This is a genomic window from Citrobacter werkmanii, from assembly GCF_008693645.1.
GTDB classification, from domain to species: Bacteria; Pseudomonadota; Gammaproteobacteria; order Enterobacterales; family Enterobacteriaceae; genus Citrobacter; species Citrobacter werkmanii.
This window is the reverse complement of sequence record NZ_CP044101.1, coordinates 116,792-134,308: the sequence shown is the minus strand read 5'-3', so window position 1 is coordinate 134,308 and position 17,517 is coordinate 116,792. Positions and strand designations below refer to the sequence as shown.

Below are 17,517 nucleotides of genomic sequence, written 5' to 3'. Positions count from 1 at the left end.
GAGAGCGATCATGACAACACGTATAACGCTGTGGCGAGAACTCTTTGCAGAGCATCCGCGAATCTTACTGAAGAATAGTGACTTCACGGTTACCGCATTTCGTTACGCCAGCGGAGTGGAAGGGCTGAAGGTAGAAAACAGTCGTGGACATCTGGTTATTCTGCCCTGGATGGGGCAAATGATATGGGATGCTCAGTTTGATGGCCATGACCTGACCATGCGTAACATGTTCAGTCAGCCGAAACCGGCGGCGGAAGTGGTGGCGACCTACGGCTGTTTTGCCTTCCACTCAGGTCTGTTGGCTAATGGTTGCCCATCGCCAGAAGATTCACATCCTTTGCACGGTGAAATGGCTTGTGCCGCGATGGATGAAGCCTGGCTGGAGCTGGAGGGTGAGAATTTGCGCGTGGGTGGACGCTATGAGTATGTGATGGGGTTCGGTCATCATTATCAGGCGCATCCTGCGGTGGTAATGCACAAAGCGAGCGCGCTGTTTGATATTCAGATGGCGGTTACCAACCTCGCCTCAGTGGCAATGCCGTTGCAGTACATGTGCCATATGAACTATGCCTACGTACCGGAAGCCTCCTTCAGCCAGAATATTCCGGATGAGGCCATGAAGCTGCGTGAGTCGATACCCGCGCATGTTAAGCCGACTGAGCAATGGCTGGCGTTTAATCAGCGGATTGTGCAGGGCGAGGCTTCTCTGGCGCGGCTCAATGAACCCCATTTTTACGATCCGGAAATTGTCTTCTTTGCTGACCAACTGGACAGGTACACAGATAAGCCGGAATTTAGCATGATAGCACCAGATGGCACCACGTTCGTTACACGCTTCTCCAGCGCGGAGCTGAATTATGTGACGCGATGGATCCTGTATAACGGCGATCAACAGGTTGCGGCATTCGCCTTGCCTGCAACCTGTCGACCCGAAGGATTCCTGGCGGCACAACGCAATGGCACCTTGATTGAAATAGAACCGCAGCACACCCGGACATTTACCGTCACGACAGGCATAGCCTGATCGCTCAAGGCTTGAACACCAAAGCGCTTATCGTTAAGGTAAGCGCTTTTGCTGGATGGCGGCATAAACGCCTTATCAGGCCTACCTTCCCGTAGGCCTGATAAGCGCAGCGCCATCAGGCGTTTCCCAGCCCCAGGACAAACCCATGATCACCATCGCCCTTATCGACGACCACACTATCGTCCGCTCCGGCTTTGCCCAACTGCTGGGGCTGGAAGCTGATTTGCAGGTTGTGGCGGAATTTGGCTCCGGGCGCGAGGCGCTGGCCGGTTTACCGGGGCGCGGCGTGCAGGTGTGTATTTGCGATATCTCGATGCCCGATATCTCGGGCCTGGAGCTACTCAGCCAACTGCCAAAAGGGATGGCGATCATCATGCTCTCCGTCCACGACAGCCCGGCACTGGTCGAGCAGGCGCTCAACGCAGGCGCGCGTGGCTTTCTTTCAAAACGCTGTAGCCCGGATGAACTGATTGCCGCCGTGCATACCGTGGCGACCGGCGGTTGCTATTTGACGCCGGACATCGCCGTCAAGCTGGCGGCCGGGCGTCAGGATCCGTTGACCAAACGTGAGCGTCAGGTGGCGGAGAAGCTGGCGCAGGGGATGGCGGTGAAAGAGATTGCCGCCGAGCTGGGGCTGTCGCCGAAAACGGTGCACGTTCATCGCGCCAACCTGATGGAAAAGCTGAACGTCAGCAACGATGTTGAACTGGCGCGCCGGATGTTTGACGGCTGGCAATGAACGCACTTTTCTCCCGGTTGATTACCGTTGTCGCCTGTTTCTTTATTTTTTCCGCCGCGTGGTTTTGCCTGTGGAGCATCAGCCTGCATCTGGTCGAACGTCCGGAGCTGGCGGTACTGCTGTTTCCGTTTGGCCTGCGTCTGGGATTAATGCTGCAATGCCCGCGCGGTTACTGGCCGGTGCTGCTGGGCGCGGAATGGCTGTTGATGTACTGGCTGGCGCAGGAGGTGGCGCTGGCTCATTTGCCACTTTTGATGATCGGAAGCGCCCTCACGCTACTCCCGGTGATGCTGATTTCGCGATACCGCCATCAACGCGACTGGCGCACGTTGCTGTTGCAGGGCGCAGCGCTGACGGCGGCGGCGCTGCTGCAATCGCTGCCGTGGTTGGGGCAGGGGGAGGAAGCGTGGAATGCGCTGTTACTGACCCTGACCGGCGGATTAACGCTGGCGCCGATCTGCCTGGTGTTCTGGCACTACCTCACCAGCACCACCTGGCTGCCGCTCGGCCCGGCGCTGGTGTCGCAGCCGGTGAACTGGCGCGGGCGACATCTGGTCTGGTATCTGCTGCTGTTCACCGTCAGCCTGTGGCTACAGCTCGGTTTGCCCGCTGAGCTTTCGCGCTTTACGCCGTTTTGTCTCGCTTTACCGATTATTGCGCTCGCCTGGCATTACGGCTGGCAAGGCGCGCTGATTGCGACGTTGATGAACGCCATCGCGCTGATTGCCAGCCAGACCTGGCACGATCACCCGGTCGATTTACTGCTCTCCCTGCTGGTGCAAAGCCTGACCGGGCTGCTGCTCGGCGCGGGTATTCAGCGGCTGCGTGAGCTTAACCAGTCGCTGCAAAACGAGCTGGCGCGTAATCATCGGCTGGCGGAACGTCTGCTGGAGACCGAAGAGAGCGTGCGCCGCGACGTGGCGCGCGAGCTGCACGACGATATCGGCCAGACCATCACCGCCATTCGTACGCAGGCGGGTATCGTACAGCGCCTGGCCCCCGAGAACGCGGGCGTTAAGCAAAGCGGGGCGCATATCGAGCAGTTGTCTCTGGGCGTGTACGATTCGGTGCGCCGCCTGCTGGGTCGCCTGCGACCGCGACAGTTGGACGATCTCACGCTGGAACAGGCCATCCGTTCATTGATGCGCGAAATGGAGCTGGAAAGTCGCGGTATCGTCAGCCACCTTGACTGGCGAATTGATGAGTCATTGCTGAGCGAAAGCCAGCGCGTGACGCTGTTTCGCGTCTGTCAGGAAGGGCTGAACAACATTGTGAAGCACGCCAATGCCAGCGCGGTGACGCTCCAGGGCTGGCAGCAGGATGAGCGGCTGATGCTGGTCATTGAGGACGACGGCAGCGGCTTGCCGCCGGGGTCGAACCCGCAGGGTTTCGGCCTCACCGGTATGCGCGAGCGGGTGACGGCGCTCGGCGGTTCACTCACGATTTCCTGTATGCACGGTACGCGCGTCAGCGTGTCGCTGCCCCAGCGCTACGCCTAAGGAACGGCCATGTTTCAGTTTTTAAAAGCTCCGGCCAGCGCGCCGTTTATCACCGACAAGCAGGAAGTGGACGCCCGCTACCGTTACTGGCGGCGGCATATTTTGCTGACTATCTGGCTCGGCTACGCGCTGTTTTATTTCACGCGCAAAAGCTTTAACGCCGCGGTGCCGGAAATTATCACCAGCGGCGTGCTGACCCGCAGCGATATTGGCCTGCTGGCGACGCTGTTTTACATCACCTACGGGCTGTCGAAATTTGTCTCCGGCATTGTTAGCGATCGCTCCAACGCCCGCTATTTTATGGGCATTGGGCTTATCGCCACCGGCGTGGTTAACATCCTGTTCGGCTTCTCAACCTCGGTCTGGGCCTTTGCCGTACTGTGGGCGCTGAACGCCTTCTTCCAGGGCTGGGGCGCGCCGGTGTGCGCCCGCCTGCTCACCGCGTGGTATTCGCGCAACGAGCGCGGCGGCTGGTGGGCAATCTGGAACACCGCGCATAACGTCGGCGGCGCGCTGATTCCGATCGTCATGGCGGCGGCAGCGCTGCATTACGGCTGGCGCGCCGGGATGATGATTGCCGGTACGCTGGCGATCGTGGTGGGCGTTTTTCTTTGCTGGCGGCTGCGCGACAGGCCGCAGGCGATTGGTCTGCCGCCGATTGGCGACTGGCGGCACGATGAGCTGGAAATTGCCCAGCAGCAGGAGGGCGCGGGGTTAACTCGTAAAGAGATCCTCACCAAATATGTGTTGCTCAATCCATATATCTGGCTGTTGTCGCTGTGCTATGTGCTGGTGTACGTGGTACGCGCGGCGATCAATGACTGGGGCAATCTGTATATGTCGGAGACGCTCGGCGTCGATTTGGTGACGGCCAACACTGCCGTCACCATGTTTGAACTGGGAGGGTTTATCGGCGCGCTGGTGGCGGGCTGGGGCTCGGACAAGCTATTCAACGGCAATCGTGGGCCGATGAACTTGATTTTCGCCGCCGGAATTTTGCTCTCCGTGGGCTCGCTGTGGTTGATGCCATTCGCCAGCTACGTGATGCAGGCGGCGTGCTTCTTCACCACCGGCTTCTTCGTCTTTGGCCCGCAGATGCTGATTGGCATGGCGGCGGCGGAGTGCTCGCACAAGGAGGCGGCGGGCGCAGCGACCGGCTTTGTCGGCCTGTTTGCTTATCTGGGGGCATCGCTCTCCGGCTGGCCGTTGGCGAAAGTGATGGAGGTCTGGCACTGGAGCGGATTCTTTGTGGTGATCGCCATCGCGGCCGGCATCTCAGCGCTGCTGTTGCTGCCGTTCTTAAACGCCCAGGCACCGCGCGATCTCAACGAAGCGTGATGCACCTCACCTTTTTGCCCCGAGTGGCGTAAAACTAAGAAATTTTCCCGGTTTCACCTGGACGCTGTCTCAGGCGTGTCTCCCGGCTGATTTTTACAATGCCTGCCATTCGCAGGTAAAAAATCAGCTCGGGAGTGTCAAATGCTGGCCTTTCTCAACCAGGTGCGCAAGCCGACCCTGGATCTGCCGCTCGATGTGCGGCGCAAAATGTGGTTCAAACCGTTCATGCAGTCCTATCTGGTGGTCTTTATCGGCTACCTGACCATGTACTTGATCCGCAAAAACTTCAACATCGCGCAAAACGACATGATCTCCACCTACGGGCTGAGCATGACGCAGTTGGGGATGATTGGCCTCGGCTTCTCCATCACCTATGGCGTGGGTAAAACCGTGGTTTCCTACTACGCGGACGGCAAAAATACCAAGCAGTTCCTGCCGTTTATGCTGATCCTCTCCGCCATCTGTATGCTCGGCTTCAGCGCCAGCATGGGCGCGGGGTCAACCAGCCTGTTCCTGATGATTGCCTTCTACGCGCTGAGCGGTTTCTTCCAGAGCACCGGCGGCTCGTGCAGCTATTCCACCATCACCAAGTGGACGCCACGCCGTAAGCGCGGTTCCTACCTCGGCATGTGGAATATTTCCCACAACCTCGGCGGTGCGGGTGCGGCGGGCGTCGCGCTGTTCGGCGCGAATTACCTGTTCGATGGCCACGTCATCGGTATGTTTATCTTCCCGTCGATTATTGCCCTGATTGTCGGTTTTATCGGCCTGCGCTACGGCAGCGACTCCCCGGAATCTTATGGCCTCGGTAAAGCCGAAGAGCTGTTCGGCGAGGAGATCAGCGAAGAGGACAAAGAGACCGAAGAAAACGAGATGACCAAATGGCAGATCTTTGTTGAGTACGTGCTGAAAAACAAAGTGATCTGGCTGCTGTGCTTCTCCAACATCTTCCTGTACGTGGTGCGTATCGGTATCGACCAGTGGTCCACCGTCTACGCCTTCCAGGAGCTAAAACTCTCCAAAGAGGTGGCAATTCAGGGCTTTACCCTGTTCGAAGTAGGCGCGCTGGTCGGCACGCTGCTGTGGGGCTGGCTCTCCGATCTCGCTAACGGTCGTCGTGCGCTGGTGGCCTGCGTGGCGCTGGCACTCATCATCGCGACGCTGGGTGTTTACCAGCACGCCAGCAACCAGTACGTCTATCTGGCTTCGCTGTTTGCGCTCGGCTTCCTGGTGTTTGGCCCGCAGTTGTTAATCGGCGTGGCCGCCGTCGGATTTGTGCCGAAAAAAGCGATCGGCGCGGCCGACGGGATTAAAGGCACCTTCGCCTACCTGATTGGAGACAGCTTCGCCAAGCTGGGGCTCGGGATGATTGCCGACGGCACGCCGATTTTCGGTCTCACCGGCTGGGCGGGCACCTTTGCCGCGCTGGATACCGCCGCCATCGGCTGTATCTGCCTGATGGCCATCGTGGCCGTGTTTGAAGAACGTAAAATTCGCCGTGAGAAAAAGATTCAACAATTGAAAGTTGCTTGAGTTAAGTGTGCATTGGTAACTTTTGCCCGCCTTAATGGCGGGCTTTTTTATGCCTGAGACTCACAGAAAGTATTATAAGCCTCGATAAATGCCTTCGCATTTGCGGCTGTTTGGTGGATAGATTGTCCGGCACGATACAGATCGCTGCCTAAGCCGGCACCGAAACAACCTGCCTTCAGGTAATGGGACAAATTGTCTGGCCTAATTCCGCCAACGGCATATAAAGGGACTTGAGGAGGCAAAACGGCTTTTAATGCCCGGATGTAATTCGGTCCCAGTTCCCCCGCAGGGAAAATTTTCAATCCGTCCGCGCCATGCCGGAATGCAACAAATGCTTCGCTGACTGTTTGGCAGCCGATGCAGGTGGTCATTTTGGCCGCTCGCGCAGTATCAATTACTTCCGGATCGGTGTTGGGCGTAAGGATAAATGCACATCCCAGCGAAGAGAGTGTGCTGACATCACTGACATTAGTGACCGTTCCGGCACCGATTTTTACTGTATGACCATAATGTTCCACGGCAAGAGCAATACTACGTTGCCAGTCTGGCGAATTCAGCGGTATTTCTATTGTGCTGAATCCGGCTGTGATAAGTGCATCAATATGGGCCAGCACTTCATCGGGCTTCACCCCACGTAAAATTGCGACCAAAGGGTTACGACTATTCATTTAAAAGTCTCCTGATGCCATTAATAAATGCTTTTTCACCGTTACACAGCCGACAGCGATAACCGAAATGATGAAACAGGCTTTGATAGCGGCTGAGCAAATCGTCATTGCCCACCAGAATGACTTCTTCTTCAGTGTTAATGGCATAGTGCTGTAGCATTTGTGCTATTTCATGGCCAATCAATAACCCTGACAGAGATTCGTAAAGCGTATCGGGTAACAACGCATGGGTGAGTATTCTGGCTCTCAGATCAAATAGGCTGCGGGATAAACATGTTTCCTGCCAGCCGCGTTCGGCTCCTGCTAAAAAAGCCTGTTCGTTCTTGTTTTGTTCCTCGGCGTTTTTCCCAACGATGGAGTAGTGTGAAAGTAAGTGGAAAAACTCGCCGGTCATGACGGTTTGAAAATCGCAGACGTTACTCTCTTGTACCTGCACCCATTTGCTGTGTGTTCCCGGGAATACGTACCAGTTCCCATCAGCTAAGGCGCCAAATAGCTGAGTTTCCTCTCCACGCATAACGTTGTAGTTTTCCGGCCCGGCAATTTGCAGGCCAGGAACGATGAAAGTGGGAAAAGGGCCCGCATCTTCAACCTTTGTTAGATGCTGTGATAATGCACTTAACGGGGTTGGACAGCGTAAATAGTGGCTATCTACCCACCCGATATTACTGCCCACCATTCCGCTCATTATGACGGTTGTATCTGTGTTTAATGGCCGCGGACACAAACTGAGCAGTGTTAACCAGGTGTCTTTGAATACACTTGGTTGATGTTTGAGTACCCCATTCTGACTGACGTGTTGCCAGACACATTGATTCTGTTGATAGACCCAAATGCGCAGGTTGCTTGAGCCCCAGTCTACGGCAATGAAATTCTCTGAATTGAACATACATCGTTCCTGATGTTGAAAGATGGCCCGTAAACGGGCCAGATTCAGGCGGATTACTCGTCGGTAATGACCATTTTTTTATCAAAGTTGATCAGCAGCGAGCAGATGAGATAACCCACAGCAGCCAGCGCAAAGAACATCATCGCTGCGTAATAGTTCCCCGTGGATTGCACCAGGAAACCGATAAAAATAGGCAGGATGGCTGCAAACAAATTACTGGTGAAGTTCATGGTTCCGCAAATGGTGCCTGCAACTGATTGTGCGCCCAGTAGTCCGGGTATTGACCAGTAAACGCTGGCCCATCGCAGGGGAAAAAGGGCAATAGTGAGCAAGGTAATTGCGACGGCTGGCGTCGAGCTTTGTGCGCAAAGGAAAATACCAACACCAGCGGTGGTAGCCGAAATCGCCAACATCGTATGCATAACGCGGCTTGTTTTTGCTCCTTTGCTGCGCCATTTATCCATAATGTAGCCGCCAGTCAGTTGGCCGACAAAACACAGCAGGAAGATCAGCGCCATTGCTCCGCCCATCGATTTGATATCAAAACCGTAGGTGGCCTGGAAATAGAGCGGTAGCCATGTCATCAGGCCATAGAACACGAAGCTATAGCAAACCCAGCCACAGATAAGTGCAATCACATTACGTTGTTTCAGGTAAGGTTTGATATCGGCCAGACGGTATTTCTTGCTACTGGTTTCAGCACCGTTTGCCGCAACAATATGGTCTAGTTCAGCTTTATTGATGCTGGGGTGTTCTGATGGATAAGTGCGGATGTACCACCAGGCCAGTAAACCGACAATCATTGTTCCCACACCAGCCACCACGAATGCCATACGCCATGAGTCGAAAAAGGCAATAAGTCCGGCAATGATCACCGCACCCAGCGCCGTACCCAATGGCGCGCCGCCATCAAGTAGCATCGAACCACGTCCGCGTTCGGTTGGCGTTAACCATGTACCCATTAACTTCGCGCCAGCGGGCATGATTGGAGATTCAGTGACGCCTAACCCCAGACGAGAAAGTGAAAGGGTGAAAATAGAGTGACACAGAGCCGCAACGGCTTGAAATGCTCCCCATAAGATAGTGGCCAGCGCAATGATATGTCTGGCTTTGAATTTATCAGCAATGACCCCACTAGGAATTTGCATTAATGCATAAGCCCAGAAAAAGGCACTATGAATCACACCAACAACGCGAGTATCGGTAATACCAAATTCATCTGTAATATAAGGCATGGCAATAGAAAGAGAGGTGCGGTCAATATAGTTAATAGCACCTAATAAGAGCATAATAATAAATATGCGCCACCTTACTGTTGTTGCCTTTAATTTTTCTTCTTCAGTATTTACGTTAACAATAGACATAAGGGCTCCTTGCCATACTCATAATGAGTATGGCGGTACGAGGTATTATTATCTTGTGGAGTGTTACATTATGGAGCCAACAGTCCAAGGGACGAATTCTTGACTGCCATAGCCAAATTCCTCACTCTTCGTTTTTTTACCTGATGCCATCTCAAGGATCATCTGGTAGATACGTTCACCGACTTCTGCAATGGATTCTTCCCCCTCGACAATGGTTCCGCAATTAATATCCATATCCTCCTGTTGGCGTTGCCAAAGCGCATTATTGGTAGCCAGCTTCAAGCTTGGGGTCGGCTTGGAACCAAAGGCAGAACCTCGGCCTGTGGTGAAACACAGAAGATTTGCTCCTCCGGCGATTTGCCCCGTGACGGCAATAGGGTCATATCCAGGGGTATCCATAAAGACAAAACCCTTCGCGGTTACCGGTTCAGCATACTCATACACTTCTGTCAGATTGGTTGTACCCGCTTTAGCAATACCACCAAGTGATTTTTCCAGAATTGTCGTCAGCCCGCCGACTTTGTTACCCGCCGAAGGGTTGTTGTTCATTTCGCTTCCAGTGCGGCGACAATACTCTTCCCACCAGTGAATGCGGGCAATGAGTTTTTCACCTATCTCGCGAGAAACGGCACGGCGGGTAAGAAGATGTTCGGCACCATAAATTTCGGAGGTTTCAGATAAAATCGCTGTTCCGCCTTGTTGCACCAGTTTATCTACCGCATAGCCCAGAGCTGGATTGGCTGAGATCCCGGAATAGCTGTCGGAACCGCCACATTCGAGCGCGAGTATGATTTCTGATGCAGGGATAGGTTGACGTGTTACCTGGTTAGCAACGGGCAACATTTGGTTAACCAGGGAAATTCCTTTCTCAATGGCGTGACGTGTACCGCCCACATCCTGAATGGTATAACTGTGCATCATTGGGCCATCGGCTAGTCCATGGGCATTCATCATGTCTTGAATTTGACTGGATTCGCATCCCAGTCCAACGATGATTACGCCGGCAAAGTTAGCATGGGTGGCATAACCGGCCATCGTACGTCTCATGACGTCCATTGATTCACTTTTAGAGCCAATAGCACAGCCAAAACTTTGTGGTAATGACACCACGCCATCAACATTCGGGTAATCTGCAAGACCCTGCAGACGGAAGTGATCCTCAATAGCTCTTACGACCGTGGCACTACAGTTTACGGAGCTTAAAATACCGATGTAATTACGTGTAGCTGCACGGCCATCGGCGCGGCGGATACCCATAAAGGTATCCTGTTGAGGGGCTGGAAAAGGTGAATGGCAATCTTCACCCCAGGCATAGTCGCGTTCAAAGTCACCCATTCCCAAATTATGCATGTGGATGTGTTCGCCAGGCTTAATGGGCTGAGTTGCGAAGCCAATAATTTGCCCATAACGTCTGACCGCATCGCCAACCTTCAGTGCATGCAGGGCGATTTTATGCCCTGCGGGAATATCACTGAGTACAGTAATGTGCTCTTCTTCAAGCCGGGTGCCTGCGGGGACAGCCTGCCTTGCGATAACCACATCATCTTTGGGATTCAATTTTAATACAGGGTTGATGTTCATTATCTTTGCTCTCATGCTGGTTTATACCGTAATACGGGATAATATATTTTTAACCTGTTCTCTTTTTTCTTCATTTAACGGTAATGCTGGCGGGACAACTGCAGTTGATATATCCACGCCACTTAATTTAATGGCGGTCTTGATAACGGCAAAGAAAGGTTGTTCTAAGGCATATAAAGGTGATAATCCGGCAAGTTGTTGTTGAAGTACTTTGGCGGTAGCGAGATCGTTCTGCTGAATCGCCTGATAAATTCCGCGTGTAATATGAGGCGCAAAGTTAAATGTTGCCGGAATGCCGCCATGTCCACCGAGTAATAATGTATCAAGTAAATATTCGTCATAGCCGCTAAAAATGATAAAATCTGGGCGGAAACAGTGAACCTGATTGATAACTTCCCTGGTGTGGCTAATGTTATCAATTGTATCTTTAATGCCAACGATATTTGGTACTTCGCGGGCAAGGCGAGTGATGACATTTATACCAATATCTTGGCCAGTTAGTTCTGGAAAATTATATAAGAAGACGGGAATGCTTAGCGCTTCAGCAATTCGTTTGTAATGCGTAAAGCGGGCCTCATCGCTGAGTTTTGCATAATAAGGATTGACTACCAGTACTCCTTTTGCGCCCGCGTTTTCAGCATGCCTTCCAAGTTGGATAGTTTCCGCTGTGCTGGCGCAGGCGATACCAATAAGAACAGGAACTCTACCGGCAACATGCTGCAGGCTAAACTCTGCAATTTGCTTTCTTTGTTCGGACGAGAAATGGGAAAATTCGCCGCCACTGCCCAGAATGAGCATTCCGTCGGCACCATTGCTAATCACATGGTCAATCATTACTGCCATTCCAGCGCGATCCAATTCCCCGCTTTCGTCAACGATAGTCGGTACTGGCGGGAAGATGCCCTTAAAAATGTTCAACATTGCCACTCCTTTAGTTCTGTATATGGAACCTATGTTCTGTATATTGAAGTTAGTACAGCAAATATCCAAATCGTTCGTCAACGTTTTTTGCAGAACAAATGAACAACTGTGAGATGGATCGGGTTTGTGGGTATAAAATTTAGGTAATAGAGCCCAGTTTGCGTATGTGCAAAAAAGCCGCATTCCTGAGAAAAGTGATTGCGGTATACTGTGCAGAGTCTATGAATAAAAAAGATTAATAGCGCATGAACCAAGACATTACGACCTCTGTTCCCGCATTGGATAAGACAGTAAAAATCTGTAATTATCTTTTTAACTCCCCAGGAGCGACCTTCAGTCAGATTCAGCAGGATCTGGCATTACCAAAAAGCAGCACGTCTTCCCTGCTAAATGCACTGGTTGCGCATCATCTTTTGCGCCTGGAAAAGGGACGTTTCTTTTTGGGCTTGAAGCTGTACGAATGGGGAAATCGTTCGTTGGAACAATTTGATATTCGTAATGCGGCACTTCCTGTTTTGGAAAAACTGCGTCAGCAAACGGACCTGACCTGTCACTTAGGTATATTGGATGAAGTCGCGCCAATTTATCTTATGAAGCTGGAGAATACCCAGCCGATTGGCATTCGGACCTGGGTCGGTAAAAAATTACCGATGCACAGCTCCGGTGTGGGCAAAGCGCTTTGTGCCTGGCTGCCGCAAGATAAAATTGATGAGTTGTTGCCTGATGAAGTGTTGCCACGGTATACCGAAACCACCATTACCAGCAAAAAAGCATTAATGAAGGAATTTGCCAGAATCCGCGAGCAAGGCTGGGTCTTTGATAACGCCGAAGACTCCCCTGGCATCTATTGCATTGCCGCACCGGTTTTTAACCGTAATAAAGACGTGATTGCGGCAATAAGTATCAGCGGCGTTGAACTACAAATGCCAAAAAATTGTATTCCACAATATTCGCAGTGGGTGCGCGAAGCCTGTCAGTCACTCTCGGAAAAATTAGTTTAAGCGGGCGGTATCGTCATTAATGATTTGGATAATGCTGGCCACGTTGGTGGTTGTTTTTGTAGTGGGCTTCCGGGTGCTGACGTCCGGATCACGACGGGCCATTCGCCGTCTGAGTGAGCGACTGAGTATTGATGTAGTACCAGTAGAATCGATGATTGACCAGATGGGAAAAGTACAGGGGGAGGCGTTTTTACAGTACCTGCACCGCCCTGATGAATCGCATCTGCAAAATGCCGCCCAGGTATTGTTAATCTGGCAAATCGTCATTGTCGACGGCAGCGAGCAGAACCTGCTGCAGTGGCACCGCCTGCTACAAAAATCTCGCCTGGCCGCCCCGATCACCGACGCGCAGGTGCGCCTGGCGCTCGGGTTTCTACGTGAAATGGAGCCGGATATGCAGGAGCTTAACGCGTTCCAGATGCGCTATAACGCCTTTTTCCAACCTGAAGATGGCGTGCACTGGCTGCACTGATAGTGATGCCTGATGGCGCTACGCTTATCAGGCCTACGCCAGAACTTGTAATCCGTGCTTTTGAACGACGCTGAGCAGCTTAAGAGACATTCCACTCGGCCGCTTGGCACCGCTCTCCCATTTTTGCACTGTCGACACGCTGGTATTGAGGTAATGTGCAAAAACAGGTTGGCTCACGTTAAATTTTTCGCGGAGCGCTTTGATTTCCCGAGGCTGAAGATCGATGACGCGGCTCAAACACGCTTTGTCGAAATTACGCATGGTTTCCTGCGGGATCGCCTCGACGCTAAACAAGCCGGTTGCCGCACTATGGATAGCTTCAAAGGCCGGGCTTTTGAAATCATTTTTTTCGGTCATTACAACAGACCTCTACTAGTTCTTTATTTTTCAATAAGATAATAATTTTTTCATCTGTAAGTTTGGCGAAATGCTTTGCCAATTCTCGAAATCCTATCAATTCGCTGTGACTAACATTTGCCATATCCTGTTTGGCATAGAGAAACGTGTAGAACCAATGGTCACCTCCTTTCGCCAGAATGATCGCTCGATCGCGATTCTGGTTCAGGCGTTTCTTATAAACTCCGCCGCCGAGATCCTCCACTTTTCCCTGCAAAGCAGCTGCAATGGCTTTGCATAATTCATTATCTTTTACCGTGTGGGATTTGGCTTCTCTGGCGAACCATTTAGTCTTGAAAACACGCATCGGAGACATCCTGTAACCGTAAGTATAGCACTTGGTGTTATATTATGAGATTCAATATCCTGTTAAAACGTTAGAGGAATGGAAATTTTGCTTATGCGAGCTGACTCGAAGGCCGTAATGCAAATAACAAGGTTGTCAAAACGTTAAATACGTCACACTTTTAATGTTACAATGCGTAACTTTTCTACAATCACCCCACGCAGGTAACAAAATGAGTGACGCTGTTGAACAAAAATCCCGCGCTGAGGTAAATACCCGGCCAAACTGGTCGGCGGTATTCGCCGTGGCGTTCTGTGTTGCCTGCCTGATAACCGTTGAGTTTCTGCCCGTTAGCCTGCTGACGCCAATGGCGCAGGATCTGGGCATTTCAGAAGGCGTTGCCGGACAATCAGTGACCGTGACGGCGTTTGTCGCCATGTTCGCCAGCCTGTTTGTGACGCAAATTATCCAGGCGACCGATCGTCGCTATGTGGTGATCCTGTTTTCGGTTCTGCTGACGCTTTCCTGCCTGCTGGTTTCATTTGCTAACTCTTTTACGCTCCTGCTGATCGGTCGTGCCTGTCTGGGGCTGGCGCTCGGCGGGTTCTGGGCGATGTCAGCGTCGCTGACCATGCGTCTGGTTCCCGCGCGTACGGTACCGAAAGCGCTGTCGGTGATATTTGGCGCGGTGTCCATCGCGCTGGTGATTGCCGCGCCGTTGGGGAGCTTTTTGGGCGGCATCATCGGCTGGCGCAACGTGTTTAACGCGGCGGCGGTAATGGGCGTGCTGTGCACCATCTGGGTAGTGAGAGCGCTGCCTTCGCTGCCGGGCGAACCTGCGCATCACAAGCAAAATATGTTCAGCCTGCTGCAGCGCCCCGGAGTAATGGCCGGGATGATTGCCATCTTCATGTCCTTCGCCGGGCAGTTCGCCTTCTTTACCTATATTCGCCCTGTCTATATGAATCTGGCGGGCTTTGATGTTGATGGCCTGACGCTGGTGCTGTTGAGTTTTGGTATCGCCAGCTTTGTCGGGACGTCGTTCTCTTCGGTGATTCTGAAGCGCTCGGTCAAACTGGCCCTGGCCGGTGCGCCATTGGTGCTGGCGCTCAGCGCGCTGGTCCTGATTCTGTGGGGTAGCGATAAAGTGGTGGCCGCGGGCATTGCGATAATCTGGGGGCTGGCGTTTGCGCTGGTACCGGTTGGTTGGTCGACGTGGATCACCCGCTCGCTTGCCGATCAGGCAGAAAAAGCTGGATCGGTCCAGGTCGCCGTGATCCAGCTTGCCAATACCTGCGGGGCTGCGGTGGGAGGCTATGCGCTCGATAACCTCGGACTGCTGTCGCCCCTGATGCTCTCGGGCAGCCTGATGCTGCTGACAGCGCTTCTGGTAACGATGAAGGTCAGGATTCAGTGAAAACTGTTGCCGGATGGCGCATCGTTTTCAGTCAACACGGTCATCCGGCAACTTAATCAATCAAAACCATTATTTTCGGCGGTATGGGCAAACCATTCGCCGCTCTTTTTCACTGTACGTTTTTGTGTTTCTAAATCCAATTGGACAAAACCGTAGCGGTTTTTATAGCCGTTGAGCCATGACCAGTTATCAATAAAGGTCCACATATGGTAGCCAAGACAATGACAGCCTTCGCTAATGCCTTTATGTAGCCATTTCAGATGCTCAGTAACAAATTCAATACGGTAGCTATCGTTAACTTGTCCTTCCTGAATAAAGCGCTGTTCGTTTTCTACACCCATACCGTTTTCTGAAATAAAGCAGCGTGGGTTACCGTAATTATCGCGAAGATTGGTAATAATATCGTAAATACCCGGCTCATAAATTTCCCAGCCGCGGTAAGGGTTCATTTTACGTCCCGGCATTTCATAGTAATCAAACAGCCACTCCGGCATAAACGGCGCATTCGGATTGACTGCCGTATCGCGACATTTCACACGACGCGGCTGGTAATAGTTAATCCCCAGCAGGTCGATTTTGCCGTCGGCGATCAACTGCGCATCGCCTGGCTGGCAGGCCGGAAGCTGATCGTACTCTTTCAGCAATGCCACCAGATCCGCCGGATATTCCCCTTTCAGTACCGGGTCGAGGAAGCTGCGATTAAACAGCAGATCCGCATGGTGCGCGGCTTTGACATCTGCCGGATGCTGCGAGCGCGGATACGAAGGCGTTAAATTCAGCACTACGCCAATTTCACCGTCATGGTTTGCATCACGATACGCCCGCACCGCCGTCGCATGCGCCAGCACGGTATGGTACGCCACAGTGGCGGCACGCTTGAAATCCACCACGTTAGGATAATGGAAGTCATACAAATAACCGCCTTCTACAGGAACAATCGGCTCGTTGAAGGTGAACCAGTGCTTAACGCGGTTGCCGAACAATTTGAAACACGTCTGTGCGTAGCGGCCAAACGCCTCAACCACTTCACGGTTTTCCCAGCCGCCTTTTTCCTGCATCACCATCGGCATGTCGAAGTGGAACAGGGTGATAAATGGCGTTATGCCTTGCGCCAGCAGCTCGTCGATGACGTTATTATAAAAATCGACGGCCTCAGGATTAACCTCACCGGTGCCGTCCGGGATCAGGCGTGACCAGCTCAGAGATGTACGGAAGCTATTGTGTTTCAGCTGTTTGAGCAGTGCGATGTCCTGTTTCCAGTGCTGATAAAAGCCCGAGGTGTTCGCCGGGCCAACCCCCTGATGGAAACGACCTGGCTGGCGGTCGAACCACACATCCCACGTGGTCGGGCTTTTACCGCCGTTCAGGCTATCGCCTTCGGTTTGTAGCGCCGAGCAGGCACTGCCCCACCAGAAGTTTTCAGGAAAACGGTATCGCATATTGTTGCTCCATTGCTATTGATTCATTCAGGCAACAATACGTGTTTTTACGATACAGAAACCGGTTACAGTACTCATTTTACAACATAAATGCCTATAAATCCGGGCATTCCACTTTGCCAAGCGCTTCCCAGTAGTTGTTCTGGTTATTTCTTTGTATTGCCAGAATGGCTTCGCGGATGTGCTGCTGATTACGCGTATCAGCCATAATCGTTTTTTCCCATACCTCATCCGATGGCGACCCTTGTGGGGTGCAAATCTTACGTAAGTCCTTCATAACGGTGTTTTTTTCGTGTACTGCCTGCAGTCCGCCATACGCCGAGTCGGCTTGTACCAGTGCGGGTAGCGTGAAAAGGACGGCAATAATCGGAAAAATGACTCGTTTCATGATAATAATCCTTGTTGTCTATGCGCATCATCTCAAGAGTAAGTGTAGACGGCATACGACTCACTCATCAGCCTGTGTTAATGCCTAAAACTAAATCAGCCAGACGTTGTAGTTTTTCAGGAGGATAGGATGCAAATACAGATTACCGATACGGTTACCGAAGACGATCAAAACGCGCTGCTGGCCGGATTGCGTGCGTACAATCGCCAGTTTCTCAGAACCACCAATTTTGGCGACCTGGCGGTGTACTGGCGCGATGAGCACAATGAAATTCTGGGCGGGTTGATCGGCAAAATTAAAGGCGAATGGCTATGCATTGAGTTTTTATGGATGCATGATTCGCTGCGTAAAGGCGGTTACGGCACAAAATTGATGCAGGCGGCGGAACAAACCGCGCGTGAGAGAGGGTGTCTGCATGCGTTGGTGGATACGATGAGTTTCCAGGCGCTGCCGTTTTATCAGAAAAACGGCTATCAGCTGCAAATGACCCTCGATAACTTCCCGGAAACCGGTGCCGCGCGCCATTATTTGTCGAAAACGTTTTGATGACCGGAAGGTCTGG

Annotated in this window: 18 protein-coding genes; 9 read left to right on the top strand and 9 right to left on the bottom strand. The window is 52.3% G+C overall.

The features are described from left to right. Positions 1–10 precede the first annotated feature (10 nt). From FOB24_RS01320 to uhpT, 5 genes are all read left to right on the top strand, one after another. Positions 11–1,024, top strand: coding sequence for an aldose 1-epimerase family protein (locus FOB24_RS01320; RefSeq protein WP_087857250.1), 1,014 nt, complete (start codon positions 11–13; stop codon positions 1,022–1,024). 145 nt (positions 1,025–1,169) lie between these two features. After that, complete coding sequence (gene uhpA / locus FOB24_RS01315) at positions 1,170–1,763, top strand: transcriptional regulator UhpA (RefSeq protein WP_038635664.1); 594 nt, start codon at positions 1,170–1,172, stop codon at positions 1,761–1,763. Continuing rightward, positions 1,760–3,262 (top strand): signal transduction histidine-protein kinase/phosphatase UhpB, encoded by a 1,503-nt coding sequence (uhpB, locus tag FOB24_RS01310; RefSeq protein WP_150344440.1) that lies wholly within the window; start codon positions 1,760–1,762, stop codon positions 3,260–3,262. Before uhpA ends, uhpB begins: the two co-directional genes overlap by 4 nt. 9 nt (positions 3,263–3,271) lie before the next feature. Beyond that, positions 3,272–4,600, top strand: a complete 1,329-nt coding sequence (gene uhpC / locus FOB24_RS01305; protein WP_150344439.1) for an MFS transporter — start codon at positions 3,272–3,274, stop codon at positions 4,598–4,600. A gap of 141 nt (positions 4,601–4,741) precedes the next feature. Beyond that, a complete protein-coding gene (uhpT, locus tag FOB24_RS01300) occupies positions 4,742–6,133 on the top strand; it encodes a hexose-6-phosphate:phosphate antiporter (protein WP_038635654.1) in 1,392 nt (463 codons plus the stop codon). 47 nt (positions 6,134–6,180) lie between these two features. Here uhpT and FOB24_RS01295 read toward each other — a convergent pair whose 3' ends face one another. From FOB24_RS01295 to FOB24_RS01275, 5 genes are all read right to left on the bottom strand, one after another. Further along, a complete protein-coding gene (locus FOB24_RS01295; RefSeq protein WP_150344438.1) occupies positions 6,181–6,801 on the bottom strand; it encodes a 2-dehydro-3-deoxy-6-phosphogalactonate aldolase in 621 nt (206 codons plus the stop codon). Then, a complete protein-coding gene (locus tag FOB24_RS01290; protein WP_150344437.1) occupies positions 6,794–7,690 on the bottom strand; it encodes a 2-dehydro-3-deoxygalactonokinase in 897 nt (298 codons plus the stop codon). The genes FOB24_RS01295 and FOB24_RS01290 overlap by 8 nt, the downstream gene beginning before the upstream one ends. 53 nt (positions 7,691–7,743) lie before the next feature. Next, positions 7,744–9,054, bottom strand: a complete 1,311-nt coding sequence (locus tag FOB24_RS01285) for an MFS transporter (protein ID WP_051594496.1) — start codon at positions 9,052–9,054, stop codon at positions 7,744–7,746. 63 nt (positions 9,055–9,117) lie between these two features. Beyond that, on the bottom strand, positions 9,118–10,635 hold the full coding sequence (locus FOB24_RS01280) for a UxaA family hydrolase (RefSeq protein ID WP_188332501.1): 1,518 nt from the start codon (positions 10,633–10,635) through the stop codon (positions 9,118–9,120). Between the two features lie 21 nt (positions 10,636–10,656). Beyond that, on the bottom strand, positions 10,657–11,556 hold the full coding sequence (locus FOB24_RS01275; protein ID WP_087857247.1) for a dihydrodipicolinate synthase family protein: 900 nt from the start codon (positions 11,554–11,556) through the stop codon (positions 10,657–10,659). A gap of 245 nt (positions 11,557–11,801) precedes the next feature. On the opposite strand from FOB24_RS01275, the gene FOB24_RS01270 reads away from it, so the two are divergent. Both FOB24_RS01270 and FOB24_RS01265 read left to right on the top strand, forming a co-directional pair. Further along, positions 11,802–12,557 (top strand): IclR family transcriptional regulator, encoded by a 756-nt coding sequence (locus FOB24_RS01270; protein ID WP_038635638.1) that lies wholly within the window; start codon positions 11,802–11,804, stop codon positions 12,555–12,557. 19 nt (positions 12,558–12,576) lie between these two features. After that, positions 12,577–13,029, top strand: coding sequence for a DUF1198 family protein (locus tag FOB24_RS01265; protein WP_038635635.1), 453 nt, complete (start codon positions 12,577–12,579; stop codon positions 13,027–13,029). 33 nt (positions 13,030–13,062) lie between these two features. Here FOB24_RS01265 and FOB24_RS01260 read toward each other — a convergent pair whose 3' ends face one another. Continuing rightward, on the bottom strand, positions 13,063–13,386 hold the full coding sequence (locus FOB24_RS01260; protein ID WP_087857246.1) for a helix-turn-helix domain-containing protein: 324 nt from the start codon (positions 13,384–13,386) through the stop codon (positions 13,063–13,065). Then, on the bottom strand, positions 13,370–13,732 hold the full coding sequence (locus tag FOB24_RS01255; protein WP_087857245.1) for a type II toxin-antitoxin system RelE/ParE family toxin: 363 nt from the start codon (positions 13,730–13,732) through the stop codon (positions 13,370–13,372). Before FOB24_RS01255 ends, FOB24_RS01260 begins: the two co-directional genes overlap by 17 nt. Positions 13,733–13,943: 211 nt before the next feature. Here FOB24_RS01255 and nepI point away from each other — a divergent pair, with 211 nt between their 5' ends. After that, complete coding sequence (gene nepI / locus FOB24_RS01250; RefSeq protein ID WP_087857244.1) at positions 13,944–15,128, top strand: purine ribonucleoside efflux pump NepI; 1,185 nt, start codon at positions 13,944–13,946, stop codon at positions 15,126–15,128. 56 nt (positions 15,129–15,184) lie between these two features. Here nepI and FOB24_RS01245 read toward each other — a convergent pair whose 3' ends face one another. Further along, a complete protein-coding gene (locus tag FOB24_RS01245) occupies positions 15,185–16,567 on the bottom strand; it encodes a glycoside hydrolase family 1 protein (RefSeq protein ID WP_121529737.1) in 1,383 nt (460 codons plus the stop codon). Positions 16,568–16,661: 94 nt separating this feature from the next. Next, entirely contained in the window at positions 16,662–16,955 is a 294-nt protein-coding gene (locus FOB24_RS01240) for a YicS family protein (RefSeq protein ID WP_038635608.1), read from the bottom strand. A gap of 129 nt (positions 16,956–17,084) precedes the next feature. Here FOB24_RS01240 and FOB24_RS01235 point away from each other — a divergent pair, with 129 nt between their 5' ends. Then, positions 17,085–17,501, top strand: coding sequence for a GNAT family N-acetyltransferase (locus FOB24_RS01235; protein WP_038635605.1), 417 nt, complete (start codon positions 17,085–17,087; stop codon positions 17,499–17,501). Positions 17,502–17,517 lie beyond the last annotated feature (16 nt).

What these genes read in the sequence shown, in the direction of transcription:
- FOB24_RS01320 (WP_087857250.1), top strand. Translation starts at nt 11, where the DNA reads ATGACAACACGTATAACGCTGTGGCGAGAACTCTTTGCAGAGCATCCG.
- uhpA (WP_038635664.1), top strand. Translation starts at nt 1,170, where the DNA reads ATGATCACCATCGCCCTTATCGACGACCACACTATCGTCCGCTCCGGC.
- uhpB (WP_150344440.1), top strand. Translation starts at nt 1,760, where the DNA reads ATGAACGCACTTTTCTCCCGGTTGATTACCGTTGTCGCCTGTTTCTTT.
- uhpC (WP_150344439.1), top strand. Translation starts at nt 3,272, where the DNA reads ATGTTTCAGTTTTTAAAAGCTCCGGCCAGCGCGCCGTTTATCACCGAC.
- uhpT (WP_038635654.1), top strand. Translation starts at nt 4,742, where the DNA reads ATGCTGGCCTTTCTCAACCAGGTGCGCAAGCCGACCCTGGATCTGCCG.
- FOB24_RS01295 (WP_150344438.1), bottom strand. Translation starts at nt 6,801, where the DNA reads ATGAATAGTCGTAACCCTTTGGTCGCAATTTTACGTGGGGTGAAGCCC.
- FOB24_RS01290 (WP_150344437.1), bottom strand. Translation starts at nt 7,690, where the DNA reads ATGTTCAATTCAGAGAATTTCATTGCCGTAGACTGGGGCTCAAGCAAC.
- FOB24_RS01285 (WP_051594496.1), bottom strand. Translation starts at nt 9,054, where the DNA reads ATGTCTATTGTTAACGTAAATACTGAAGAAGAAAAATTAAAGGCAACA.
- FOB24_RS01280 (WP_188332501.1), bottom strand. Translation starts at nt 10,635, where the DNA reads ATGAACATCAACCCTGTATTAAAATTGAATCCCAAAGATGATGTGGTT.
- FOB24_RS01275 (WP_087857247.1), bottom strand. Translation starts at nt 11,556, where the DNA reads ATGTTGAACATTTTTAAGGGCATCTTCCCGCCAGTACCGACTATCGTT.
- FOB24_RS01270 (WP_038635638.1), top strand. Translation starts at nt 11,802, where the DNA reads ATGAACCAAGACATTACGACCTCTGTTCCCGCATTGGATAAGACAGTA.
- FOB24_RS01265 (WP_038635635.1), top strand. Translation starts at nt 12,577, where the DNA reads ATGATTTGGATAATGCTGGCCACGTTGGTGGTTGTTTTTGTAGTGGGC.
- FOB24_RS01260 (WP_087857246.1), bottom strand. Translation starts at nt 13,386, where the DNA reads ATGACCGAAAAAAATGATTTCAAAAGCCCGGCCTTTGAAGCTATCCAT.
- FOB24_RS01255 (WP_087857245.1), bottom strand. Translation starts at nt 13,732, where the DNA reads ATGCGTGTTTTCAAGACTAAATGGTTCGCCAGAGAAGCCAAATCCCAC.
- nepI (WP_087857244.1), top strand. Translation starts at nt 13,944, where the DNA reads ATGAGTGACGCTGTTGAACAAAAATCCCGCGCTGAGGTAAATACCCGG.
- FOB24_RS01245 (WP_121529737.1), bottom strand. Translation starts at nt 16,567, where the DNA reads ATGCGATACCGTTTTCCTGAAAACTTCTGGTGGGGCAGTGCCTGCTCG.
- FOB24_RS01240 (WP_038635608.1), bottom strand. Translation starts at nt 16,955, where the DNA reads ATGAAACGAGTCATTTTTCCGATTATTGCCGTCCTTTTCACGCTACCC.
- FOB24_RS01235 (WP_038635605.1), top strand. Translation starts at nt 17,085, where the DNA reads ATGCAAATACAGATTACCGATACGGTTACCGAAGACGATCAAAACGCG.